This window comes from Arthrobacter sp. 2MCAF14 (genome assembly GCF_052115645.1).
Taxonomy (GTDB): Bacteria; Actinomycetota; Actinomycetes; order Actinomycetales; family Micrococcaceae; genus Arthrobacter.
The window spans coordinates 60,140-83,596 of the sequence record NZ_JBFRHB010000023.1 but is presented as its reverse complement, the minus strand read 5'-3'; the positions used below and the strand labels follow the sequence as shown (position 1 = coordinate 83,596).

Here is a 23,457-nt window from a genome sequence, read left to right as displayed (position 1 = left end):
GCCGCGGCCGCCATGGGATCCGAACCCGGGGCCGCCTACACGCCGATCCCGGAAAACGTCGCCGCCTACGAAGAGCTGTTCCGCGAGTACCGGACACTGCACGACTACTTCGGCAGGGGAAGCAACGAGGTCATGCACCGGCTCAAGAAGATCCAACGCTCGGCACACCAAACCGCGCAAATGGATCCCGTTCTGGAAGGAAGCAACGCATGAGCGCCCTGCTGGACACCATTGCCAGGATCCGGGCCGAGGTGTGCGCCCTGCACGCCGAACTGACACGATACGAACTCGTCGTGTGGACCGCGGGCAATGTCTCTGCCCGCGTACCCGGCCATGACCTGATGGTGATCAAACCGTCCGGGGTTTCCTATGAGCAGCTGACCCCGGAGTCCATGGTGGTCACCGATCTCCAGGGGGTGGCTGTGGCGGGCGATCGCGACGGTGAGTGGGGCAACCCGGACCTGTCGCCGTCGTCGGACACTGCCGCGCACGCCTACGTGTACCGGAACATGCCCGACGTCGGGGGCGTGGTGCATACGCACTCCACCTACGCGACAGCTTGGGCCGCGCGCGGTGAGCCGATCCCGTGCGTGCTGACCATGATGGGCGACGAATTCGGCGGCACTATCCCGGTGGGCCCGTTCGCGCTGATCGGGGACGACTCGATCGGCCGCGGCATCGTGGAAACACTCAGGGCCTCCCATTCGCCGGCGGTCCTGATGCAGAACCACGGCCCGTTCACCATCGGCAAGGACGCCCGCTCCGCCGTCAAGGCCGCCGTCATGTGCGAGGAAGTGGCCCGCACGGTCCATATTTCCCGGCAGCTCGGCGAACCCGTGCCCATCGACGCGGGCCAGATCGAGTCCCTCTACGACCGGTACCAGAACGCCTACGGCCGCTGACGCCGCCCGCCGCTAGACCTTCCAACCCACGAACTTTTCAAGGAGAAACCCCATGCCTCATGCCCACAACACGTCCCTCGAACACTACGAAGTCTGGTTCCTTACCGGCAGCCAGCACCTGTACGGCGAGGACGTCCTGAAACAGGTGGCCGCGCAGTCCCAGGAAATCGCCGCCGCCCTGAACGCGTCCTCCGCTGTTCCGGTGAAGCTGGTCTGGAAGCCCGTGCTGACGGATGCGGAAGCGATCCGGCGCACCGCGCTCGAGGCGAACTCGGACGACGCCGTGATCGGGGTGACCGCCTGGATGCACACCTTCAGCCCGGCCAAGATGTGGATCCAGGGACTGGATCTGCTCCGCAAGCCCCTCCTGCACCTGCACACGCAGGCGAACGTGGCCCTGCCGTGGGCGGACATCGACTTCGATTTCATGAACCTGAACCAGGCGGCCCACGGTGACCGGGAATTCGGGTACATCCAGTCCCGCCTCGGCGTGCCGCGCAAGACCGTCGTCGGGCACGTCTCCAACCCGGAAGTCACGCGCCAGGTGGGTGCCTGGCAGCGTGCTTCCGCAGGCTGGGCGGCCGTCAGGTCTCTGAAGCTGACGCGTTTCGGTGACAACATGCGCAACGTCGCCGTCACCGAAGGGGACAAGACCGAAGCCGAGCTGCGCTTCGGCGTCTCGGTCAACACCTGGTCCGTGAACGAACTCGGCGACGCCGTGCACGGCGCGCCGGAGTCCGACGTCGACGCCCTCGTCGCCGAGTACGAACGGCTCTACGAGGTGGCGCCGGAGCTGCGCGCCGGCGGTGCCCGGCACGAGTCGCTGCGCTACAGCGCCCGGATCGAACTGGGTCTACGGTCCTTCCTGGAGGGCAACGGCTCGGCCGCGTTCACGACGTCGTTCGAGGACCTGGGCGCGCTGCGCCAGCTCCCCGGAATGGCCGTGCAGCGGCTCATGGCCGACGGCTACGGCTTCGGCGCCGAGGGCGACTGGAAGACCGCGATCCTGGTCCGGGCCGCCAAAGTCATGGGCGCCGGACTGCCCGGCGGCGCCTCCCTCATGGAGGACTACACCTACCACTTGACCCCGGGGCAGGAGAAGATCCTCGGCGCGCACATGCTCGAGGTCTGCCCCTCCCTGACCGCGGCCACGCCGCGGGTGGAGATCCACCCGCTGGGCATCGGCGGCAAGGAAGACCCCGTCCGCATGGTCTTCGACACCGACGCCGGGCCCGGCGTCGTCGTCGCGCTCTCGGACATGCGCGACCGTTTCCGCCTCGTGGCGAACGCCGTCGACGTCGTCGACCTCGACGAACCGCTGCCCAACCTCCCGGTCGCCCGGGCGCTCTGGTCGCCCAAGCCTGACTTCGCGACCTCCGCCGCCGCGTGGCTCACCGCAGGCGCCGCGCACCACACCGTGCTCTCCACCCAGGTGGGCATGGACGTGTTCGAAGACTTCGCCGAAATCGCCCGGACCGAACTGCTCACCATCGACGACGGCACCACCATCCGGCAGTTCAAGAAGGAACTGGCCTGGAACGCCGCCTACTACAAGCTCGCCGGCGGGCTGTGAACGGCGAGGAATTCCGGCTGGTCTGCGGGGATCATCGCCGCGCCTTCACGCCTGAGTATCTAGTTGACAAGGGCAACTGACGCGCTTAAGTTTCTGTGTATTCAGGTAGGTTCCGTGTTTTGGATCACATTGTTAGCTGTAGCTATGGAAACGCAGCCGGTGAGCTGCCAAGGCACAGGGGGCAACGATGACGAAAGTACTGCTGGATAATTTCCTCAATGAGTGCGTCTCCCGGAATTCCGGAGAGGACGGCCTCAGCTTCGAAGAACTGTATGGTCTGTACATCAGCTGGTGCGGACTTACGGCTTCGGAACCCGTGAGAGCCAGGGCGTTTAGGGCCAGCCTTCGGGCGGCCGGCATCGCTCCCGGACACCGCGGAGAACTATGCGAGGATCTGGTGATGATAGGCCCGGCGGCGTGCGACTACATTGTCCACAGCGTGCTCCCGCTCGCTGCGTTGGACGCGCGATTGGGTGGCTGGCCTCGGCTCAAGACTTGGCCCGCAGAGCGTCGGAAGCTACCAGTCGCCGGGCGGGCACCCGGCGAAGACCGCGACTCGGCTCCGGCCGCCTAAGCGGGTCCTTTATTCGTGGAACTTCTCCCGAGCCTTGCGCTGTTGCCGCTCCAGCTTGGCTTCCGCCTCGGTCCGCCGCTGACCGACGATGCGCATCTGGTGCGTGGTCGGGTGTTGGTATTCCTCCACGAAAGTGCCCTTTTCCCTGGGAAGGCTATGGCCGGCAGCCTCGGACACGAGCTTTTGGTCGTCGTTTTCGCTCATATCAAAATCGTCCCACCGGGCGGCTGTCTCCAAAAGAGGTTAAATCCGCGGTGCTGCAAAATAGGCGCGACATCCCGGTCTTCGGACCGGGATGTCGCTTGGCACTTGACCGATCCAGCAAAGTCAGCCGAGGTTCAACGCCGTCCAGGAGACGGGAGGCAGGATGATTTCGACGACGCCGTTCCGCACCACGGCGCTCTTGTTCGGCTGCAAGCCCACGCGGTCCTGGTCCTCGAGCGTGTTCTTGGCGTATACGTCCGCGTCTGAAAGCGTCTGGGCATCCACGACGATGACGCCGTCAAGCGCCGTCAGGTCGATGGTGACCGTTGCTTCTTCAGTCCGCGATCGATTGACCAGGAAGACGGCGGTTGTTGCTGAGTCCGCGTCGTAGGTCGCGACGGCGTCGATGAGCGGGACGGTGCCGTAGGCGTCCGTACTGTACGTGTCCGCTTCAAGCCTCACATCCAGGGCGACTCCCTTGGCCAGTTTGGAGGTCAACGCGAACGGGAAGAAGGTGGTCTGCTTCCACGCCGGCCCCCCGGGTTCGGTCATGATGGGAGCGATCACGTTGACCAGCTGCGCGAGGGAGGCGGAGGTGACACGGTCGGCGTGCTTGAGCAATGAGATCAGCAGGTTGCCGAAGACGACGGCGTCGGCCACGGAGTACATGTCCTCGAGCAGCCGCGGCGCCTTGGGCCAGTTGTCGAGCCCTTCGATTTTGTCGACCTTATGGAACCGTTCGAGATACCACACGTTCCATTCGTCGAAGGAAATGTTGATGGTTTTCGTACTCCCGTTGACCGCCTTGACGTGGTCCGCCGTCGCAACAACGGATTCAATGAAATGGTCCATATCGGTAGCGGAGGCAAGGAACGAGTCCAGGTCGCCGTTCTTTTCCTCGTAGTAGGCGTGGCAGGAGATGTAGTCGACGTCCTCGTAGGAGTGGGTGAGTACTACGCGCTCCCATTCTCCGAAGGTGGGCATGTGGGCGCTGGATGAGCCACAGACCACGAGTTCAACTGAAGGATCCAGCTGGCGCATTGCTTTCGCGGTTTGCGATGCGATTTTGCCGTAGTCCTCAGCGGAGCGATGGCCCAACTGCCATGGACCGTCCATTTCATTGCCGAGGCACCACATTTTGACGCTGAAAGGCTCCGCCCGGCCATGAGCGGCCCGGCGGTCCGACAGCTCCGTCCCGGAGCGGATGTTGGAGTACTCCAACAGGTCCAAAGCTTCCAGCGTGCCGCGGGTGCCGAGGTTGACGGCCAGCATGAGTTCGCTGTCCACCTTCTCCAGCCATGTGTTGAACTCGTGCATGCCGATCTCGTTGGTTTCGGTGGAGTGCCAAGCGAGGTCGAGGCGGCGGGGGCGCTGTTCCTTGGGTCCGACACTGTCCTCCCAGCGGAATCCGGAGACGAAGTTGCCGCCCGGGTAGCGGATGGTGGAGACACCGAGTTCCTTGACGAGCTCGATTACATCAGTGCGGAAACCGTCTGCGTCGGCGCTGGGGTGACCGGGTTCGTAGATGCCGTCGTAGACGCAGCGTCCAAGATGTTCAACAAACGAACCGAAAAGGCGGGGATTGACAGTGCCCACTGCGAATTGTGGGTCGATCGTAAGGCGTGCGGAAACCATTGTCTGCTTTCAGTGAGAGGTAGCGGGAAGAGAAGGGGTGCTTTGAATGCCTATTTGAGGCTGCCGAGAGACAGGCCGCCCTGCCAGTACTTCTGCAGGGTGAGGAATGCCACCACGAGGGGAATGATGGAAATGAACGAACCGACCACAATCAGGCTCCAGAGCGAGTGGCCACCCCCGTTGTTGGACGACGCCAGCTGTTCCCAGAGGCTTATGCCCACCGTGAGTGGATAGAGCCTCTCCGTGGACAACATGGCCAAGGGCAGGAAGTAGTTGTTCCAGGTCCCGACGACGGAAAGCAGCAGGACTGTCACGAGCGCTGGCCGAAGCAAGGGCAAGGAGACTTGGAAAAAGGTGCGCAGTTCACCGGCTCCGTCCACCCTGGCCGCGTCGAGCAACTCGTCTGGAACCGCTTCTGCGGTGTAAACCCGCATCAAGTAGACGCCGAAGGGGCTTAGCAGGGACGGCAGGATGACCGCCCACACGGTGTCCGTCAGCTTGAGGTTGGACATCAGGATGAATGTCGGGATGACCAGCGCCGTCAAGGGGACCATCACGGCACCGAGCAGCAACGCGAACGTAAGGTTCCGGCCCCGGAACTTGTACTTGGCGAAGCCGTATCCGGCCAGGACCGAGATTGCCGTCGCTCCCAAGCCGCCGCTGATAGCGTAGAGCAGCGAATTACCGAGCCACTGCACATACTCCCCGCCGTTGTAGGCAAAAAGCTCCTGGATGTTTGCGATCAGGTTGAAATTCTTGTCGAACCACATAGCGCCGGAAGAGCCGGCAAAAAGCCCTTGTGCATCCTTCGTGCTGGCAACGAACAGCCACCAAATGGGAGCCAGGAAATACACGACCAGGACGCCCAGAAAGACATGAGCCACAACGTTGCGGCGACGGGGCCGCGACAACCGGGTTGTAGCCGGGAGATGTGTTGTTAGTGCGCTCATGAGAGATTGCTCCCTTTCTTGCGGGTCGCGAACATGAAGATATACACCGCGATGAAGACGACGATGCCAAGGGAGAAGGAGATGGCCGAGGCGTAGTTGAACTGGGCATATCCGAAGGCCAAGTTGAACGCGTAGATGTTCGGGGTGAAATCCGGGGTGATGCTGCCGTTCGCTACCGGCCCGAGGATTTGCGGCTCGGAGAAGAACTGCAGCGTCCCGATCAGCGCAAAGATAAGAATGAGCACCAGTGCCGAAGCAACGAGGGGTATTTTGATGCGAAAAGCAACTTGCCTTTCGGAGGCGCCATCAATCTTGGCGGCCTCGTAGAGCGTCGGATCAATTCCCTGCAATGCCGCGTAAATGATGATCATGTAATAGCCGGCCCATTGCCACGTCACAACGTTGAGCAGGCCATAGAAGACGTTGTCCTGGCTGAGCAGGAAGGGCGCCGACGCGTGGAATAAGGAGAACAGCTGCTCAAGCGGGCCGAATGTCGGACTGTAGAGAAACCCCCACATCAGGGCGCCGATGACGGCGGGCACTGCGTACGGCAGGAAGATCATCAGCCGGGAGAACCTGGCGAGCCGGGTGGTGAGGTGGTCGAGCACGAGCGCGGCCGCCAGGGAGACGGCCATTTGGACAGGGATGAGGACCAAGGAGAATCGGACCACGAACCAGATGCCCTTGAGGAACTGCGGATCCGAGAAAGCGTGGAAGTAGTTCTCCAAACCGCTAAACCGGGTACCTGTCGCCAGGCCCTTGGTGAACAAGCTGAGGTAGAGGGCGTAAGCAAGCGGAGCCAGAAGGAACGCTACGAAAACCACGCCGAACGGTGCGATGAAGAGCCACCCCGTCCGGGCCCGCCGTGCATTCATCTTGTCGCTGCGGGAGCGGTTTCTGCGTTCGGGTGTGGGCGGGGGATTCACCGTGTCCGGTGCGGAAGTATGCGGCAACGACGTCACCGTTGACCCGTGAACTGCCATGAGCTGTCCTGCAACTTTCTATCGATCGATTTCGTCCCGTTCCGCCCGGCCGCGGGGCCGGGCGGAACGGGAGGAGTTGTCAGTTGACCGTGAACCCTTGGCTCTTTGCGTAGTTCACCATGATGCCTTGCAGTTCGGTGGCTGCTTCGTCCCCGCTGACTTTGCCGGCGTTGATCTTGACCGTCTCGGCCTGCAGTTGTGCGTAGTAGTAGACACTGAACGGGCTGTAACTGAATCCCTTGTAGGCATTTTCGGCCGGGATGTAGATGTCCTTGTTTGCAGTCTGCCCGCCAAAGAAATCGACCGCGTTGTTGGTGAACGCATCCGACTTCAGCACATTTTGGTTGAGAGGGAAGATTGTCTGGGTCTTCCAGCCATCCGTGAGGGAGGCGTCGTCGGCGTAGAGGCCCTTGGCGACTTCGGCGGCGAGCTTCTGGTCACCCGCCTGCGAGGTGACGGCCAAGGTGGATCCTCCCCAGTTCACGGAGACGGGGTTGCTTGGATCCCATTGGGGGAGCGGCGCAGCGGCGAATGTTCCCTTCTCGTTGCCCTTACCCACTCCGGATCCGGTGAGGTAGCCGGGAGCCCAAGCCGCGGAGATGTACGTGGCGTACTTGCCGCCGATCATTCCTGAGATGTAGTCGGTGGTGAACTGGTCCTGGGTGGCCACCAGACCCTTCTTCACGAGCGCGGCCCAGTAGTTCAGCACGTCCTTGGCCGGCTGGCTGTCGAGGTGAATGGAGATGTTCTTCTGGTCCGCCAGGTCATAAGTGAAGGGAACGGCGCCCTTTTGGGCCATGAGGGCGGTCAGGGCGGCAGGAACATTGCTGCCAAGATCTCCGAATGCAGGGCCGCCGGCGTCCTTGACCTTTTGCGCGGCCGTTTCGTACTCCGCCCAGGTCGTCGGCGGCTTGATGCCGTACTTGTCCAGCACATCCTTGCGGTAGATCATGCCCATGGGCCCGCCGTCGACCGGAATCGCGTAGACCGAATCGCCTTGCGAGACGTCCTTCCAGGAGCCGGCGCTGAAGTTCTTCTTGACGTCTCCGGCGCCGTACTTGCTCAGGTCGACAAGCGCGTTCTGCAATTCAAAACCCGTCAGCTGGTCGGCCTCGAGCATGATCACGTCAGGGGCTCCCTTGCCGGCCTGGATAGCGGTTTGGAACTTCGCATACTCCGGGCCGCCTTGGCCGGCCACGGTCCAGCAGACCTGGACATCGGTGTGGGAGTTGTTGAAGTTGTCCACGACCGTGGCCATGTTCGGGTACCACGCCCACACGGAGACCTTCGGAGCGTCGGCATGGACGATCTTGTTGGTGCAATTGGTGGTGTTGGAGCCCGCACTTGCGGCATCCGCGCCGCCACTGCACCCTGCCATTGTGGCGGCCAAGGCAGCGGCTGATACTGCTGCTGCGATTGCTTTCTTGTTCACGTAGTTTCCCTTCGGTCGTGCATGGACGTCGTCGTCGGAGGTAGAGCAGTGAGGGTAGGCCGTCCTCCAGCCAATGGATGCTGGTGGGGCCCGGACGGACTCGGAAGTTGGGGCGAGAGGAGATTCCCAAGCTTTTACATCGATGTAAGTAATCGTTGTAAATCCATGATGATGTGACCCGACTTACATGTCAAGAAGAAATTAGGCGGAGTCTTCGGCGGACTTAATCGCAGTGGACTCCCGGCTGATGACCTTGAAATCCGCTTCAAACTCGCGGGCGGGCGTTGCTTCGGCCGCGCCGTCGATCCGTTCCAGGAGCATCGCGACGGCGGTCTCGGCGATCTCCCGCCGGCCTGGATCTATGGTCGACAACGTCGGTAACGAATACCGGGTCTCGTCGATGTCGTCGAAACCGATGATCGCGACATCCTCGGGGATTCTCAGTCCGGCGTCCTGAATGACACGCATGGCACCCAGGGCGATGGAGTCGTTGAATGCCACGACGCCATCGAACTCGAGCCCGGACTCCAAGACCTGCCGCATGGCTTGGGCGCCGTCGGACCGGTGCCACGACTGGACATCGATAGCCAGTTCGTCCCGGTAATCCAGTCCCGCGTTCTGCAAGGCGCGGCGGTAACCTTCCAGGCGGAGCCCGGCTGAGCCGATGACTTCATTTCGATGGGCGCCAAAGGCGAGTAGTTTCGTTCGTCCCCGCTGCAGGAGGTGTTCCGTAGCTGCTTGCGAAGCCTCAACGTTTTGCATGGTCACGTGGTCCGTGGGGCCATGAAAAATCCGCTCGCCCAGGAGGACCATGGGCGTCGGAATATCAATGAGGCCCACGTCCTCCTGGCCCAGGCCAAGCACGCTGTACAAGACGCCATCGACCATTCGCATCCGGGGGCCATGGAGGATCTCCAGCTCGCGTGTCCGTGAGCCTCCGCTTTGTTCGATGATCACGACCTTCCCGCGCTTTGAGGCGGCCGTCATCACGGCGTCGGCAAGCTCGGCAAAGTATGCGTTCTTCAAATCCGGGATGATGAGGCTGATAACGTCCGTGCGGCCGGACCGCAACCCACGGGCAGAGAGATTGGGCTGATAGCCAAGTTTCTCGATGGCCAGCAATACCCGCTCGCGCGTCTCGGATTTGATGTTCGGATGGTCATTGATGACGTTCGACACCGTCTTGATTGACACATCGGCCGCCTGGGCCACATCCCGCATGGTAACTGCCACTTTTCCTTCTTCCGCGCGCAAGTCAGCTTCGGCTTTACAAGCAGATTACATCGTTGGAAAGAATGGGTGGGGAGAATCGTCGCTACATCAGCCACTGAACTGAGGCGTTCATGGCGAACAAGGCATTTGTCAGGGGCGCGAGGATCGACTCGTCTGCCTCCATGCGGCGCAACGTCTCGACGAATTCATCTATCTGAATGGTGGTGAACCCACCGTCCCGGAGTTGCTGGATGGCAAGCTCGGTATTCTGTTTCCGGGTGTTGCTGAATCGCGGGTTTACCTCTGGCTGTAACGGTTCCGAATCCATTGCCTATACTTGTCCCCAACTTCCCTGTCCGCAGGACGCCCATTGCAAGGGTATTCATGCATTACAAATGCTACTATCTCAGGCCTTGTCAAGTGCATTCCGGGTACCTGTATGAACAGCCTCTCTTCGGCGCCAGGAGCCACTAGCGCTTCGCCAGCCAATAGCATGGATCAATGATGGATAAGTCGTCGGCTTCTGGCGCGCTGACACACGAGGTGGCCCGTGACCCTGGCCGCGTGCACTGGATGGAGTTGTTCTTCGACCTCGTCTTCGTGGCCTTCGTCGGGCAGCTTGCCCGCGGGATCCACGGCGATCCTGGATGGGCCGAATTCGGCACATACGTCCTGCTTTTCTTTCCGGCGTGGTGGGCCTGGGTGAACATTGTGTCCGTCGTCAACCTCCTGCCTGGTTTGTCGTCCCGGGCGCTGGGCATCGCGATGCTCGCGGCCATGGCAGCGGCGAGCGTCATGGCCGCGGCCGCGCCCGGGGCCTTTGGCGAACGGGCCTGGGCCTTTTCGTTGGCCAATGCCGCCATTCGCGTTGTCCTGCTGATCTTGTGGCTGTACCAACACCGCGAAAATTCGTCAGAGACTCCGTGGCGGATCTGGATCTACAACGGCGGCACGGCTTTCCTCTGGCTCATCTCTGCCTTCTTGCCTCTCCAGACCGCTGTCATTCTGTGGGCTGCCGCGATCGTCGTCGAGGTTGGCATGGTGGCGGTTGGTGCCCGCCTTTGGCCCGACCGGGGCATCGGTGGCATCAACATCGCGCACGCATCTGAGCGGCTTGGCTTGTTCGTCATCATTGTCCTCGGCGAGTCCATCTTCACGATCGTCACAGAGGTGTCCGATGATTGGGGCCCGGGCGCGGGACTTGTCGGCGCGCTCGGATTCCTCGTTGTTGCCTTCCTCGGCTGGGCGTTCTTCCAATACGGCACCGGGACCATCACCGCGGGGCTTGAGCGGCTGCAGGCCCGGTCCGATTTCGCCGGGATCCTTCAGACCACCTTGTTCATGCCGTTTCTCCTGGTGCTGGGAGTGACTGCGATCGCCGGGGCGATCGCGACAGCCATTCCAGCACCCTACGAGCACTTGCCGTTCGGTTCCGGGATTTCGCTCGGCGGAGGCCTGGCCCTCTTCTATGCGTGCAACGCGATCGTGTCGCTTCGCTACGGTCAGCCTCTACGCGCAGTGCTGCCATGGGCGGTTCCCACTGTGGTGATCGCTCTCTTGCTCGTACCGATCAGCGCTGTGGTTCCCGGCGCCATCGTCTTGGCCCTTGCGGTGATTGTCCTGCTCCTTGTCACGGCCTACGTCGAGATTCGAAGGCGACGCCGCAAAACCCCAACTGGCTGACAGTTGTTGTCGTTCTGGGGCCTCAAAACGACAACAACTGCGAGTTAGTTGGGGTCAGCGCTAGCCGTTGATGATCTGCGGCACGCCGAGGGCTTTGAGGCCTTCGACGCCGAATTCGAGGCCGTAGCCGGATTGCTTGGCGCCGCCGAAGGGGATGCGGGGGTCGACGTTGCCGTGCTTGTTGATCCAAACCGTGCCGGCCTCAAGGCGTGCCGCGACCTCGCGGGCGGCGTCCAGGTCTGCGGACCAGACGGAGGCGCCGAGTCCGACGTCGAGAGCGTTCGCCTTGGCGATGGCCTCCTCAACGGTGCTGTAGCGGATGATGGGCAGGGCCGGGCCGAACTGTTCCTCGGCAACGAGGGGGGTGTCGTTGTCGACGTCGGCCACGAGGGTGGTGGGGTAGAAGTTGCCGGGCCCGCCGTCGTCGGGGTTGCCGCCGATCAGGATGCGGGCGCCGGAGTCGCGGGCGGCGTCCACGAGTTTCGCGACGATGTCGTATTGCTGCCGGTTCTGTAGCGGTCCCAGCACGTTCGCCTCGTCCAACCCGTTGCCCATGGGCATGGCGGCGGCAACGGCGGCGAGTTCGGTGCACACCGCCTCATAGAGGGAGTCGTGGACGTAGAGGCGTTTGAGCGCGGCGCAGGTCTGGCCGGTGTTGATGAAGGCGCCCCAGAAGAGGCCTTCGGCGATGGCTTTGGGGTCGGCGTCGGGCAGGACGATGCCGGCGTCGTTCCCGCCGAGTTCGAGGGTGAGGCGTTTGATGGTGTCCGCGCTGGAGCGGATGATCGCTTTGCCGGTGGCGGTGGAGCCTGTGAACATGACCTTGCCGACGGAGGGGTGTTCCGCGAGCCGGGCGCCGACGTCGCGGCCGCCGGAGACCACGGTGAGGAGGCCCTCGGGAAGCTCTTCGTTGATCACGGCTGCCAGGGCGAGCACGGACAGGGGTGTGTATTCGGAGGGTTTGACGACGACGGCGTTGCCCATGCGCAGGGCGGGGGCGATCTGCCAGATCGTGATCATCATGGGCCAGTTCCAGGGTCCGATCGCGCCGACGACGCCGATGGGCCGGTAGTGCAGTTCGGCGCGGGTTTCGCCGTCGTCCACCACGGTTTCCGGGTCCAGCGGGGTGCCTGCGGTTGCGCGGAGCCAGGCGGCGCAGGCACCGACTTCGAAGCGGGCGTTCGGGCCGTTGAGCGGTTTGCCTTGTTCGCGGGAGAGCAGGTGGGCGAGTTCTTCGGCGGAGCGTTCGACGGCGTCGGCGGCCCTCATGAGCGCGGCGGACCGGGCGTCGTGTCCCAGCGCAGCCCACGCGGGCTGGGCCGCCTGGGCTGCGGCGATGGCGCGCTCCAGGTCCTCAACGGTGTGAACGGGAGCCTCGCCGACGGCGGTGCCGGTGGCAGGGTCGAGGATGGTCCGGGTTTCGCCGGTGGTCGGGGTGATTGAAGCCAGAAGGGCGTCGTAGCTTTCCAAGGGTTTACTCCACTCTGAGTTGGTATTGGTTTCGAAGGACAACGTGCTAGGGGTCAGACGGCCATCAGGATCATTGCGCCCAAGGCGCCCGCTGAAGAGATGGCCTCAAGCGATGCAGATGCGTGACGACGGTGTCCGCGCCCAGTTCGTCGAAGCGTCCGGGTCGCCAGGACGATCGAGTAGGCGATGACCGCTGCCGCGAGGGCAACTGCCAAGGCCGGGTTCGCTCCACCAAGTCCTGAATGCCCATGTGTTGGGTGTACTGAACTCGATGAGGCGGCAGAGGGAAGGGTGGTGACGAGAAGGGCGAACATGGCCACCATGGACAAGGAACGGTGTATTTCCATGCCGCCGCGGCGATCCTTGGGCAGAAGCATCAGCGGAAGAGGCGAAGTGAGAAGCAGCAGCAGGCCCCACACTACGCCCGGAACAATGCCCGGGCCGACGGTCGTATCCGCCATCGCCACCAGCATGAGTGCCATCGGTCCCCATTGGCTGAGGTTCCTGACCAGGCCTTCGCGCATCGGGCTCCAGATCCCCAAGGCGCAGCAGGCCAGCATGACCATCGAAAGGATTGTGTGTATGTTGTTCATCGATCATCAGTCCGGCGCTACAAGTCTTCTTCGTTGCCGAGGTGGATGGCTGCCGGCCCCTCTTCGCCATGTCCGATCCGCCGATACACGGCGGGGTTGTTCCGGCGGAGGCGGAATGCCCAGGCGACCCCCACCAATCCGGGCACGATGATCGTCGCCGGCAGGATGAATGTCAGGGCATTGGTCTCGTTTTGGCCCAGCAGGACGTTGAAGTTGACCACGATCAGAACGAAAATCACGGCCAAGAGCACGAACCCCAGGGCAGGGGCGATCACTCGGGTCCAGATTCCAGCGTCATGCTTGTTCTTGCGGAAGAATCCAATGACGGCCAGCGAAACAACGGTCATCAAGAGGACAAGTCCCATCGCGCCGTCGTTCGTCAGCCACGTGAACATGGTCAGGACAGGGTAGAGATCACCCAGCGGCGATCCGGTCCCCGCGATGGCGAATGCCACCGTGACCACGACGGCGATCACCGTCTGGGCGATCGACCCGGCGTAGGGGGCGCCGCTGTGCCGCCGGACTGCACCCAGCTTTCGGGGAAGGACTTGTTCCCGGCCCAAGGAGAAGAAGTAGCGCGCTGCGGCGTTGTGGAAGCTGACGAGGGCCGCAAAGAGGCTCGTGACGAAGAGCAGGCGGGCCACGTCGGCGAGAAGGACGCCGGCATGGTCACTGAGGAAGCCGAACATCAGGTCCGGTCCTTGTTTCGCGGAGGCGTCCACCACGGCTGACGGTCCGGTTCCGACCGCCATGGCCCAGGAGGAAACAGCGTAGAAGAGCGCGATGATGGCGACGGCCGTGTAGGTGGCCCGGGCAACGGTGTGCTTGGGGTCCTTGCTTTCCTCGCCGTAGATCGCGGCCGATTCGAATCCCATGAATGCCGCGATGCCGAAGGAGAGGACCGCCCCGACGCCCGGTACAAAGAGGCTCTGCGGGCTGAGCGGTGCTCCGCTGACTCCCTCGGGCGCCACCGCAAAGGACACGACGTCGTAGACGATCACCACGAGGAACTCCAGGCCGACGAGCACCCCGAGGACCTTCGCCGACAGATCCACCCGGTTCACTCCGAGGAATGCGACGACGGCGATGCACACCAGTACCGGAATCCACCAGGGGACAGTGACGCCGAAGCGTTCATTGATCAAGCTCGAGACAGTGAAGCCGAAGAGCCCGTAGATGCCGACTTGCATCAGGTTGTAGGCCATCAGGGCAACCATGGAAACCCCGACGCCAACCGGCCGCGAAATGCCCTGCGCTACGTAGGAATAGAAGGCACCGGCGTTGACCACGTACCGGCTCATCGCCGCGTAGCCGACGGCGAACACGGCGAGGGTTCCGCCGAGCAGCAGGAAGGACAACGGCACGCCGGTGACCCCGGTGACGGCAAACGTCGTCGTGACCCCGCCGGCGAGGACGGTGAGCGGAGCCGACGCGGCGATGATCATGAAAGTCACCGCCGGGACGCCGAGACGGCGTCGATGGTGATGCGGGTGGCCCACCTCAGTGGTCTCTTTTCCGGTTGTTAAACTCATTTCTTGGCCTCCATGTGGCAGTGGCCGCCTTCAGCGGGCTTCGATGCGGGGACGTCGAGGACGGGGCTCCGATCGAAGAAGCCTTCGGGCCGCAGTTTGAATCCCACGGTGTCGACGGGCATGATCGGCCAGTCCTCCGGGCGGGGGAAGTGGGTCAGCCCGAAGGTGTGCCACACGACGATGTCTTGACCGTCGATGTCCCTGTTGCGGGCAATGTAGGACGGCAATCCGGCTCCTCCAGAATGCTGGTTGACGAAGTCGCCGCTGGGGTAGCGCTCATTTTCGTCGTAGCGCGTCACCCACAGATCCTTCGTAGCGAATGCTGCACGCTGGGCGATGGATGATTGGGGGTCGGCCAGGAGCATGGGATGCCCTTGTCCATGGAGCTTGTACCCCACGGGGTCGCCCAGGCGATTGAGTGATTCGGGATTGGAGATGATCCAGGCCCGTCCGGCCGCCATGTCGGACTCGCGGACAGCCTCCGATTCGCTCTTGAGGACAGTCCGACGGCGCGCGAAGGCGTTGCCGCGCTCGTTTCCTTCTCCCATGGGTACACGGACGGCGTCCTCTTCCTCGACCCTGTTGCTCAGGCCGTCGATGGCGAAGTCCAGGCGGGCACTGAAAAGGTGCTGGTGGAAGGGAGCACCCAGGCCTGGGGCGAGCTCCGAGGCGTACGGGTAGCCTTTTCCGGGGTGGGCGCTTGTGAAGACGACGCCGGTGGCCTTGGCTTCGAACTCGATGGTGCCGTCGAGGTAGAGGTACCAGTAGAAGCCGTAGTCGTAGTTGCCGATGGTGGTGAAGAAGCTGATGACGAGCCTGCGGTTCCGGCGGGTGTAGTTCACGCCGCTCCAGAGGTCGCTGTGCTTGGCGAGGATGCTCCAATCCTCTTCGTGCATGCAAATGCCGTTGCCGATTTCCCGTGGCCGGCCGAACGAGTCGCTCACTACCGGGCTGAGGTAGGTGATTTCGCCAAGGCAATCGCAGCCGAGCTCGAGCGAGTTGGCGTATTGGCCCACGAGGTATTCGCCGGTATCGAAGTAGTTCTGCCAGGAGCGCACGGGGGAGGGATCGCCGTACGGGACCACCATTTCGGCGATCGAGGCGCGCTTGAGGATGCTGCGACGGCGATCGACGTCGTCGAACGCGACATTGTGGAGGACTACGCCTTCCCGGACATCGAATCCGATGTCCAGGCTCCACTTCTCCCACTCGACGTGGTTTCCATTGTGGACGGTGAAGCTCGGACCTTCCGGCTGGGTGATGTGGATCGGTTTCTGGGTGGTGCGCATCGGCCCGGTCAGCTCAGGGTCCGTAAAGTTGCCGTGTTCTTCCGGAACCGGGACCGGCCCGAAATCCAGGACTTGGTCGACGGTCTTGCTCACGACGTCGACGTAGGCGACCAGCCCGTCCACAGGGTGGGCCCAGGCGCTGTCGCCGGGGAACTCCTGGACGAAAGCCAAGCCGCGCAGGATCCGGCGGCCTTTCTCTTCCCGGTACTCAAAGACCCCGGCTGACAGGGGAGCGACCCTGACACTGCTGACATCGAGATTCCGGTCAGCCAAGGCCTTGAGCCATCGCTCGTCCTGGGCGAGGATCTCTTCAACCACCTCGAATTCTTCTTCGATGACAGGAAGCTCGCCCGTTACCGAGGTGTCGAGTTCGACCGTGGAGACGACTTCCTGGTGTGTCACAGAGACCACGACGTCCTGTGCGGCACCGGATGAAACGTTATGCAGGAACGCCCTGAACCTGCGGTCCGGAGTCCCCGATCCGCGCGCTCCTGAATCGCGAGGTGGGTCGAGCAGGCCAAGGTAGGCGATCCGGATGGATTCGTCGAAGAGCCCGGCGTCGGCCAAAATGCCCCTGACGGCCGTGATGTCTTCGGCACTGGTCAAGGCAAACGGAGACGGTCCGGCAAACGCAGCCATTTCGGCGATTTCTGGAGAGGAAGTTGTGCTCATGGAAGGCCTTTGTGAGTGGCGGTTTATTTTCTATGTGTGTAGAGAATAGCATCGTGTAATCTGAGTCACAACGGTTGTAGAAAAAAAGATTTGGGGAAAGCGTGCCGAAGATCGTAGACCACGACAAGCGCCGGGTGGAGCTGGTCGAAGCCACGTGGCGGATCATCGCCAGCAGGGGGATCGAGGGTGCCACCATGCGCGAGATAGCAACGGAAGCAGGCTTTGCCAACGGCGCGCTCAAGCCGTATTTCCCCACGAAGGACGATCTCTTGACGTTCGCTTTCGCCCACGTCTTCAACCAGACGAATACCCGCATGAGCGACTCCACCGCCGGCCTGCGGGGCCTGTCCGCTTTGCGCAGCTATTGCCATGAAATTTTGCCGCTCGACGCCGAGAGGCTTAACGAGGCGCGAATCGCGATCGCTTTCTGGCAGCGCGCACTGACGGACCCGGCGAAGGCCGCCCTGCATGATTCCTCGATGGAGCAATGGCGTGAAGCCCTGTTCGACAAGCTCCGTGAAGCCAGGGAACTCGGCGAACTGAAGGAGGGGCTGAACGACGACGACATCGTCGGCGGGATCATGACATTCGCGCTCGGTGCCCAAATCACGGCCACGCTGACGCCTGAACACCACTCGGCGGATCAGCTACGGTCCCAACTGGAGACTTATATATCGCTCATTTCATCCGAAAAGGACGCTTTCGTGCCAACGGCCGGCTCGAAAGGTTCCGCTTAGCGGCGCAGGGTGCTCTGCCTCGCCACGAGTTCCGGCGTGAATACCACTTGGCTGTGTACGTGGCCGGGTTCGGCGTCGATTTCGTCGAAGAGGAGCTGTGCGGCGCGCTCGCCGATCAGCTGCCTCGGCTGACTGATGGAGCTGAGCGGGATGCTCGACTGGGAGGCGAAATCGATGTCGTCGAAACCGACGATGGCGATGTCCCCGGGCACGCGGAGCCCGTTCGCAGCGAAGGATTGCAAAAGCCCCAGGGCCAATTGATCGTTGGCGGCAAACACGGCATCCGGGCGCTTGTCGGGCTGGAGATTCCCGATGAGATCTCCGATCCGGCGCCCGCGTTCAAATTTCAGGTCCGGGGTTTCGAACAGTTGAAGCGGGACTCCCGCACGGGCTGCCGCGCCGGCGGCACCCCGGTAGCGGTCCTCGACCTGCTGCAGCGTGAAGGGGCCGCCGACGAATGCCGGGCGCACCGAGCCGACGCTGATGAGATGCTCCAGGGCCGTGGCTCCACCGGCGACGTCGTCCACGGAAACGGAGCAGAACTGATCCGTGCTTGCGAGCCTGTCGACGAGTACTGAGGGGATGCCCCGGTCGCGCATTCTTTCGAGCCGTTGAAGAACTTGCCCGAACGGAGTGATGAGAACGCCTTGGACCCGCTGCTGCTCGAACAGGTCCAGATAGGCCTGCTCGCGGCCGGCGTCTTCGGCGCTGTTGGCCAGTATCAGAGAGTGCTTGTGGTCTTCGGCGACGTTTTCAGCGCCCAAAGCGACATCGGTGAAGAAGGGGTTTCGCACGTCCAGCACCAGCATGCCAAGGCTCCTGGTGGATCCGGACCGCAGCGAGCGGGCCGATTCGTTGCGCACGAATCCCAGCTCCTCGATGGCGGCAAGAACGCGGGTCCTCTTGTCGAACGACACTTGGTCCGGCCGGTTGAGGACATTCGACACTGTGCCGACCGAAACTCTCGCAAGGGCAGCGACGTCTGTCAGCTTTGCTCCCGGGCCGCTTGGCACGCTGAACCTCCCAATTGATGAATCGAATCAAACCGTTTCATCAATATTACGGGGTTCGACTGTTGATCCCTGAGTTTACCTGTTGACACGCCACCGAAGCAGGTCCTACCGTGTGAGTAGGTACTTGAATGAATCGATTCAAGACAGAATTTGACGCTCCCGTTCAAAGACGACGCACAGGCAACAGAAGGAACAATCATGAACACCACGGAAACGGCCCTGGGCCGCCTCGGGGAATTGGCCATCGAGGTTCCCTCGTGGGCCTATGGCAACTCGGGCACGAGATTCAAGGTGTTCGGCACGCCCGGCACCCCGCGGACCATCCAGGAGAAGCTGGCCGACGCCGCGAAAGTCCACGAACTGACGGGCCTTGCGCCGACCGTGGCACTGCACATCCCGTGGGACAAGGTGGACGATTACTCCGCACTCCGCGAGTACGCGCAGGACCTCGGCGTCGGGCTGGGGACCATCAACTCCAATACGTTCCAGGACGACGAATACAAGTACGGTTCCCTGACGTCCTCCGACGCAGCCGTACGCCGCCGGGCCATCGATCATCACCTGGAGTGCATCGAGATCATGCATGCCACCGGCTCCCGGGACTTGAAGGTCTGGCTGGCTGACGGCACCAACTATCCCGGCCAGGACGACATGCGCGGCCGTCAGGACCGCCTGGCGGAATCGCTGCAGGAAATCTACGCGGGCCTCGGCGAAAGCCAGCGCCTGGTCCTGGAATACAAGTTCTTCGAGCCTGCTTTTTACCACACCGACGTTCCGGACTGGGGCACCTCATACGCGCAGACGCTGGCCTTGGGGGAGAAGGCCTTCGTCTGCCTGGACACCGGCCACCATGCCCCGGGCACCAACATCGAGTTCATCGTCATGCAGCTGTTGCGCCTCGGCAAGCTTGGCTCCTTCGACTTCAACTCGCGCTTCTACGCCGACGACGACCTGATCGTCGGTGCCGCGGATCCCTTCCAGTTGTTCCGCGTCATGCACGAAGTCATCCGCGGCGGCGGCTTCGGCAAGTCCGCAGGAGACGGCACGGGCGTCGCGCTCATGCTGGACCAATGCCACAACCTGGAGGAGAAGATCCCGGGCCAGATCCGCTCCGTGCTCAACGTCCAGGAAATGACGGCGCGCGCCCTGCTCATCGACACGGACGCGCTGGCCGAGGCGCAGCGCGAAGGGGATGTCCTTGCCGCCAACGGCATCTTCAACGATGCCTTCTACACGGATGTTCGGCCGGTCCTGGCCGAGTGGCGCGAAGCGCGCGGCCTGCCCGCCGATCCGATGAGGGCGTTCAAGGCAAGCGGCTACCAGAAAAAGATCAACGAGGACCGCGTGGGCGGCCAGCAAGCCGGATGGGGCGCTTAGGCATGAATATGCAGAACACTGACATGCAGAACACAACTAACAAGACTGTTGAAGAATTGATCACCCGGTCCAACCGCCTCGGCGCGGACAAGCGGAACACCAACTTCGCCGGCGGCAACACGTCCGCGAAGGGTACGGAAAAGGACCCGGTCACCGGGGAAGAGGTCGAGCTGTTGTGGGTCAAGGGTTCCGGCGGGGACCTGGGCACGCTGAAAGCGGCTAACCTGGCCGTGCTGCGGCTGGACCGGCTGCAGGCACTCAAGGCTGTTTATCCCGGCGTCGAGCGCGAAGACGAAATGGTGGCCGCCTTCGATTACTGCCTGTTCGGCAAGGGCGGCGCTGCGCCGTCGATCGACACCGCGATGCACGGACTCGTCGACGCCGCGCACGTGGATCACCTGCACCCGGACTCCGGCATCGCGATTGCGACGGCGGTGGACGGCGAAGCGCTGACCTCCAAGGTCTTCGGCGAGAAGGTCGTGTGGGTTCCCTGGCGCCGCCCGGGCTTCCAGCTGGGACTGGACATTGCCGCGATCAAGGAAGCCAACCCGCAGGCCGTCGGCACCATCCTGGGCGGCCACGGCATCACCGCCTGGGGAGCCACGAGCGAGGAAGCCGAAGCCAACTCGCTCTGGATCATCGAGCAGGCTGAACGCTACATCGCGGAGAACGGCAAGGCCGCGCCTTTCGGCGCCAAACTCCCCGGCTACGCCGCGCTCCCGGAAGCCGAGCGTCGCGCCAAGGCAGCCGCCCTGGCACCGGTGATCCGCGGACTCGCCTCGGCCGACAAACCGCAGGTGGGCCACTTCAGCGACGATCCGCGGGTCCTGGAATTCCTCGAAGGCGCCGAGCATCCCCGACTCGGCGCGCTGGGCACTTCCTGCCCCGACCACTTCCTGCGCACCAAGGTCAAGCCCCTCGTCCTGGACCTGCCCGCCGACGCCGGCATCGAGGAAAGCATCGCGCGCCTCAAGGAACTCCATGCCGCGTACCGCGAGGATTATCAGGCCTACTACGACCGCCATGCCCAGGAAGACAGCCCGGCCCTGCGCGGCGCGGACCCGGCCATCGTCCTGGTCCCCGGCGTCGGAATGTTCTCCTACGGCAAGGACAAGCAGACCGCACGGGTCGCCGGAGAGTTCTACCTCAACGCGATCAACGTGATGCGCGGCGCCGAGGCCATCTCCTCCTACGCCCCGATCGAGGAATCCGAGAAGTTCCGGATCGAATACTGGGCCCTTGAGGAAGCCAAGCTCGCCCGGATGCCCAAACCCAAATCGCACGCCACGCGCATCGCGCTGGTGACCGGCGCGGCGTCGGGCATCGGCAAGGCGATCGCCACCCGCCTCGCCGCGGAAGGCGCCTGCGTAGTCATCGCAGACCTCAACCTGGACAACGCGCAGGCCGTCGCGGCCGAACTCGGCGGCGCGGACGTCGCCATCGGCGTGCGGGCAGACGTCACGGACGAAGCCCAGATCGCGGCCGCCATCCAGGAAGCCGTCCTGGCCTTTGGCGGTCTCGACCTGGTGGTGAACAACGCAGGCCTGTCGATCTCCAAGCCGCTGCTGGAAACCACGGAGAAGGACTGGGACCTGCAGCACAACGTCATGGCCAAGGGCTCCTTCCTGGTCTCCAAGGCCGCGGCCAAGGTCATGATCGAGCAGGGCCTGGGCGGGGACATCGTCTACATTTCCTCCAAGAACTCGGTGTTCGCCGGCCCGAACAACATCGCCTACTCCGCCACCAAGGCAGACCAGGCCCACCAGGTCCGCCTGCTGGCCGCCGAACTGGGCGAGTACGGCATCCGCGTCAACGGCATCAACCCCGACGGCGTGGTCCGCGGTTCCGGGATCTTCGCCGGCGGCTGGGGCGCCAAGCGCGCCGCCGTCTACGGAGTCGAGGAGCAGGAACTGGGCAAGTACTACGCCCAGCGCACCCTGCTCAAGCGAGAAGTCCTGCCCGAGCACGTCGCCAACGCGGCCGCCGTGCTCACCAGCAACGAACTCTCGCACACCACGGGCCTGCACATCCCGGTGGACGCGGGCGTCGCCGCGGCCTTCCTGCGATGAGCGGACAATCCAGTGCCGGCGGCGTTTTCGCCGCGGTCGATATCGGAGCGTCCTCAGGCCGCGTCATGCTCGGCCGGGTCGCGGGTAGTCCCGGTGGGGCGAGGGCCGGGATCGAAACAGCGGTCTCGCTCGAAATAGTGCACCGTTTCCCCAACGGCGTCGTTGAGCTCGACGGCGGACTCCACTGGGATTTCGACGCCCTGTTCGAGGAGGTGCTCACGGGACTTGCGGCGGCCGCCGAAACGGCCGCAGCAAGCGGGGAGCGGATCGCGAGTATCGGCATCGACACGTGGGCCGTCGACTACGGACTCGTGGATGCCGCCGGTGCCCTGGGTACCCAGCCGTTCAGCTACCGCGACGAGCGCGGCCGAACGGCCGTCGCCGACGTCCACAAGGTACTGGACCCGGCGCGGCTCTATGCCACCACCGGGCTGCAGTTCCTGCAGTTCAATACGCTCTACCAGCTCGCCACCGAACGTGAACTGCGCGGCGTCCAGGCGTTGCTCATCCCGGACTTGATCGCGTTCAGGCTGACGGGGCAACGCCGTACCGAGGCCACGAATGCCTCCACCACCGGGCTTTTTGACGCCGTCGCGGGGGAGTGGGCCACGGAATTCTTCAAGGCACTCGGCCTCCACAAGAACCTGTTCCCGGCCATCATCCAGCCAGGCGGGACCATAGGCACGCTGCTACCGGAAGTCGCAGCCAGGACGGGCCTCGGAGCGGAGACTGCCGTGGTTGCCGTGGGATCGCACGACACCGCCTCGGCAGTGGCAGCCGTTCCCGCGCAGCAGGAAGACTTCGCCTACATTTCCTCCGGCACCTGGTCCCTCGTGGGCGTTGAGCTGGACACCCCGGTCCTGGATGAAACAAGCCGATTGGCCAACTTCACCAACGAGCGGGGCGTCGACGGCACCATCAGGTATCTGCGCAACGTGGGCGGCCTGTGGTTGCTCAGCGAATGCCAACGCACCTGGGCCGCCGAAGGGCACCGGCAGGAACTAGCCGCGCTCCTGGAGTCCGCGGCGGCACTTCCCGCCGGCGGCCCGCAGATCAACGCCGACGATCCGGCGTTCATCGCCCCGGACAACATGCCCGAGCGGATCAGATCCGCGGTTCGCGCCGGCGGTGCCGTCCTTCCGGACCGGCCGGCCGCCGTCGTGCGCTGCATCCTGGACAGCCTCGCGGCCGCCTACGCAAGGACCCTGGCACGCGCCGAAGGACTGTCCGGCAAGCAGACGTCGGTGGTCCACATCGTGGGCGGGGGCTCGCAGAACAGGCTGCTGTGCCAGCTGACCGCAGATGCCACCGGCAAGACGGTTGTGGCCGGTCCCGTGGAAGCCACGGCGCTCGGAAACGTACTGGTTCAGGCCCGGGCGGCCGGAGTGGTTACGGGGGGCCTGCCCGAACTCCGGGCACTCGTAAGGGCCAGCGTCCAGCTTGAAAGCTACGAGCCGGGCCTGGTACTTCACAGTCCGTAGGGCTGACGCCCTGTTGCCCCGCAAAGCCCGTCGCTAAACTTAAGGGGCGCCGAAGAGACGCAAGGTTGGTTGCGGG

General features: G+C 63.4%; 20 protein-coding genes and 1 pseudogene. 9 read left to right on the top strand and 12 right to left on the bottom strand.

All coding sequences use genetic code 11. The features are described from left to right. The 4 genes and pseudogenes from AB4074_RS15915 to AB4074_RS15900 all read left to right on the top strand — a co-directional run. A pseudogene (locus AB4074_RS15915) lies at nucleotides 1–213 on the top strand (ribulokinase); the annotation flags it as partial. Next, a complete protein-coding gene (locus tag AB4074_RS15910) occupies nucleotides 210–902 on the top strand; it encodes an L-ribulose-5-phosphate 4-epimerase (RefSeq protein ID WP_441414249.1) in 693 nt (230 codons plus the stop codon). The pseudogene AB4074_RS15915 and the gene AB4074_RS15910, both read left to right, overlap by 4 nt. A gap of 52 nt (nucleotides 903–954) precedes the next feature. Continuing rightward, on the top strand, nucleotides 955–2,475 hold the full coding sequence (gene araA, locus AB4074_RS15905; protein ID WP_441414248.1) for an L-arabinose isomerase: 1,521 nt from the start codon (nucleotides 955–957) through the stop codon (nucleotides 2,473–2,475). 187 nt (nucleotides 2,476–2,662) lie between these two features. Next, complete coding sequence (locus AB4074_RS15900; protein WP_441414247.1) at nucleotides 2,663–3,049, top strand: hypothetical protein; 387 nt, start codon at nucleotides 2,663–2,665, stop codon at nucleotides 3,047–3,049. 9 nt (nucleotides 3,050–3,058) lie between these two features. On the opposite strand, the gene AB4074_RS15895 is transcribed toward AB4074_RS15900, so the two are convergent. The 7 genes from AB4074_RS15895 to AB4074_RS15865 all read right to left on the bottom strand — a co-directional run bounded on the left by AB4074_RS15895 (nucleotide 3,059) and on the right by AB4074_RS15865 (nucleotide 9,793). Further along, complete coding sequence (locus AB4074_RS15895) at nucleotides 3,059–3,253, bottom strand: hypothetical protein (protein WP_441414246.1); 195 nt, start codon at nucleotides 3,251–3,253, stop codon at nucleotides 3,059–3,061. 123 nt (nucleotides 3,254–3,376) lie between these two features. Next, on the bottom strand, nucleotides 3,377–4,888 hold the full coding sequence (gene arfA, locus AB4074_RS15890; protein ID WP_441414245.1) for an arabinosylfuranosidase ArfA: 1,512 nt from the start codon (nucleotides 4,886–4,888) through the stop codon (nucleotides 3,377–3,379). A gap of 50 nt (nucleotides 4,889–4,938) precedes the next feature. Beyond that, on the bottom strand, nucleotides 4,939–5,838 hold the full coding sequence (locus tag AB4074_RS15885; protein WP_441414244.1) for a carbohydrate ABC transporter permease: 900 nt from the start codon (nucleotides 5,836–5,838) through the stop codon (nucleotides 4,939–4,941). Then, complete coding sequence (locus AB4074_RS15880; RefSeq protein WP_441414243.1) at nucleotides 5,835–6,821, bottom strand: carbohydrate ABC transporter permease; 987 nt, start codon at nucleotides 6,819–6,821, stop codon at nucleotides 5,835–5,837. Before AB4074_RS15880 ends, AB4074_RS15885 begins: the two co-directional genes overlap by 4 nt. A 79-nt stretch (nucleotides 6,822–6,900) precedes the next feature. After that, the gene (locus AB4074_RS15875) at nucleotides 6,901–8,253 is read right to left on the bottom strand and encodes an ABC transporter substrate-binding protein (RefSeq protein ID WP_441414242.1); all 1,353 of its coding nucleotides are present in this window, start codon (nucleotides 8,251–8,253) and stop codon (nucleotides 6,901–6,903) included. A gap of 201 nt (nucleotides 8,254–8,454) precedes the next feature. Then, nucleotides 8,455–9,486 carry a LacI family DNA-binding transcriptional regulator gene (locus tag AB4074_RS15870; RefSeq protein ID WP_441414241.1) on the bottom strand — a complete coding sequence of 344 codons (1,032 nt, stop codon included), beginning with the start codon at nucleotides 9,484–9,486 and terminating at the stop codon, nucleotides 8,455–8,457. Between the two features lie 82 nt (nucleotides 9,487–9,568). After that, nucleotides 9,569–9,793, bottom strand: coding sequence for a hypothetical protein (locus tag AB4074_RS15865; protein ID WP_441414240.1), 225 nt, complete (start codon nucleotides 9,791–9,793; stop codon nucleotides 9,569–9,571). Nucleotides 9,794–9,966: 173 nt separating this feature from the next. Between AB4074_RS15865 and AB4074_RS15860 the strand changes: the two genes are divergently transcribed. Then, nucleotides 9,967–11,148 (top strand): low temperature requirement protein A, encoded by a 1,182-nt coding sequence (locus AB4074_RS15860; protein ID WP_441414239.1) that lies wholly within the window; start codon nucleotides 9,967–9,969, stop codon nucleotides 11,146–11,148. Nucleotides 11,149–11,208: 60 nt separating this feature from the next. Here the strand turns inward: AB4074_RS15860 and AB4074_RS15855 are convergent, their stop codons facing one another. From AB4074_RS15855 to AB4074_RS15840, 4 genes are read right to left on the bottom strand one after another with little or no spacing between them, the layout of a single operon-like run. Further along, nucleotides 11,209–12,618 (bottom strand): aldehyde dehydrogenase family protein, encoded by a 1,410-nt coding sequence (locus AB4074_RS15855; protein ID WP_441414238.1) that lies wholly within the window; start codon nucleotides 12,616–12,618, stop codon nucleotides 11,209–11,211. Nucleotides 12,619–12,671: 53 nt separating this feature from the next. Next, entirely contained in the window at nucleotides 12,672–13,211 is a 540-nt protein-coding gene (locus tag AB4074_RS15850; RefSeq protein ID WP_441414237.1) for a hypothetical protein, read from the bottom strand. A gap of 17 nt (nucleotides 13,212–13,228) precedes the next feature. Further along, a complete protein-coding gene (locus AB4074_RS15845; RefSeq protein ID WP_441414236.1) occupies nucleotides 13,229–14,743 on the bottom strand; it encodes an APC family permease in 1,515 nt (504 codons plus the stop codon). Next, nucleotides 14,740–16,671, bottom strand: a complete 1,932-nt coding sequence (locus tag AB4074_RS15840) for a primary-amine oxidase (RefSeq protein WP_441414252.1) — start codon at nucleotides 16,669–16,671, stop codon at nucleotides 14,740–14,742. Before AB4074_RS15840 ends, AB4074_RS15845 begins: the two co-directional genes overlap by 4 nt. Before the next feature lie 134 nt (nucleotides 16,672–16,805). Between AB4074_RS15840 and AB4074_RS15835 the strand changes: the two genes are divergently transcribed. Continuing rightward, the gene (locus AB4074_RS15835; RefSeq protein ID WP_441414235.1) at nucleotides 16,806–17,441 is read left to right on the top strand and encodes a TetR/AcrR family transcriptional regulator; all 636 of its coding nucleotides are present in this window, start codon (nucleotides 16,806–16,808) and stop codon (nucleotides 17,439–17,441) included. On the opposite strand, the gene AB4074_RS15830 is transcribed toward AB4074_RS15835, so the two are convergent. Then, nucleotides 17,438–18,454, bottom strand: coding sequence for a LacI family DNA-binding transcriptional regulator (locus tag AB4074_RS15830; protein ID WP_441414234.1), 1,017 nt, complete (start codon nucleotides 18,452–18,454; stop codon nucleotides 17,438–17,440). The two genes, AB4074_RS15835 and AB4074_RS15830, sit on opposite strands and share 4 nt — an antisense overlap. A 198-nt stretch (nucleotides 18,455–18,652) precedes the next feature. Here AB4074_RS15830 and rhaI point away from each other — a divergent pair, with 198 nt between their 5' ends. The 3 genes from rhaI to AB4074_RS15815 are packed head-to-tail and all read left to right on the top strand — an operon-like array spanning nucleotide 18,653 to nucleotide 23,381. Further along, nucleotides 18,653–19,831 carry an L-rhamnose isomerase gene (gene rhaI, locus AB4074_RS15825; RefSeq protein ID WP_441414233.1) on the top strand — a complete coding sequence of 393 codons (1,179 nt, stop codon included), beginning with the start codon at nucleotides 18,653–18,655 and terminating at the stop codon, nucleotides 19,829–19,831. A 23-nt stretch (nucleotides 19,832–19,854) separates the two neighbouring features. Then, nucleotides 19,855–21,900, top strand: a complete 2,046-nt coding sequence (locus tag AB4074_RS15820) for a bifunctional aldolase/short-chain dehydrogenase (RefSeq protein WP_441414232.1) — start codon at nucleotides 19,855–19,857, stop codon at nucleotides 21,898–21,900. After that, nucleotides 21,897–23,381, top strand: a complete 1,485-nt coding sequence (locus AB4074_RS15815; protein ID WP_441414231.1) for a rhamnulokinase — start codon at nucleotides 21,897–21,899, stop codon at nucleotides 23,379–23,381. Before AB4074_RS15820 ends, AB4074_RS15815 begins: the two co-directional genes overlap by 4 nt. Nucleotides 23,382–23,457: the final 76 nt, after the last annotated feature.

Excerpts from the sequence above, each read along its gene's own strand:
- AB4074_RS15910 (WP_441414249.1), top strand. The coding sequence starts at position 210 with ATGAGCGCCCTGCTGGACACCATTGCCAGGATCCGGGCCGAGGTGTGC.
- araA (WP_441414248.1), top strand. The coding sequence starts at position 955 with ATGCCTCATGCCCACAACACGTCCCTCGAACACTACGAAGTCTGGTTC.
- AB4074_RS15900 (WP_441414247.1), top strand. The coding sequence starts at position 2,663 with ATGACGAAAGTACTGCTGGATAATTTCCTCAATGAGTGCGTCTCCCGG.
- AB4074_RS15895 (WP_441414246.1), bottom strand. The coding sequence starts at position 3,253 with ATGAGCGAAAACGACGACCAAAAGCTCGTGTCCGAGGCTGCCGGCCAT.
- arfA (WP_441414245.1), bottom strand. The coding sequence starts at position 4,888 with ATGGTTTCCGCACGCCTTACGATCGACCCACAATTCGCAGTGGGCACT.
- AB4074_RS15885 (WP_441414244.1), bottom strand. The coding sequence starts at position 5,838 with ATGAGCGCACTAACAACACATCTCCCGGCTACAACCCGGTTGTCGCGG.
- AB4074_RS15880 (WP_441414243.1), bottom strand. The coding sequence starts at position 6,821 with ATGGCAGTTCACGGGTCAACGGTGACGTCGTTGCCGCATACTTCCGCA.
- AB4074_RS15865 (WP_441414240.1), bottom strand. The coding sequence starts at position 9,793 with ATGGATTCGGAACCGTTACAGCCAGAGGTAAACCCGCGATTCAGCAAC.
- AB4074_RS15860 (WP_441414239.1), top strand. The coding sequence starts at position 9,967 with ATGATGGATAAGTCGTCGGCTTCTGGCGCGCTGACACACGAGGTGGCC.
- AB4074_RS15850 (WP_441414237.1), bottom strand. The coding sequence starts at position 13,211 with ATGAACAACATACACACAATCCTTTCGATGGTCATGCTGGCCTGCTGC.
- AB4074_RS15845 (WP_441414236.1), bottom strand. The coding sequence starts at position 14,743 with ATGAGTTTAACAACCGGAAAAGAGACCACTGAGGTGGGCCACCCGCAT.
- AB4074_RS15840 (WP_441414252.1), bottom strand. The coding sequence starts at position 16,671 with ATGGCTGCGTTTGCCGGACCGTCTCCGTTTGCCTTGACCAGTGCCGAA.
- rhaI (WP_441414233.1), top strand. The coding sequence starts at position 18,653 with ATGAACACCACGGAAACGGCCCTGGGCCGCCTCGGGGAATTGGCCATC.
- AB4074_RS15820 (WP_441414232.1), top strand. The coding sequence starts at position 19,855 with ATGCAGAACACAACTAACAAGACTGTTGAAGAATTGATCACCCGGTCC.
- AB4074_RS15815 (WP_441414231.1), top strand. The coding sequence starts at position 21,897 with ATGAGCGGACAATCCAGTGCCGGCGGCGTTTTCGCCGCGGTCGATATC.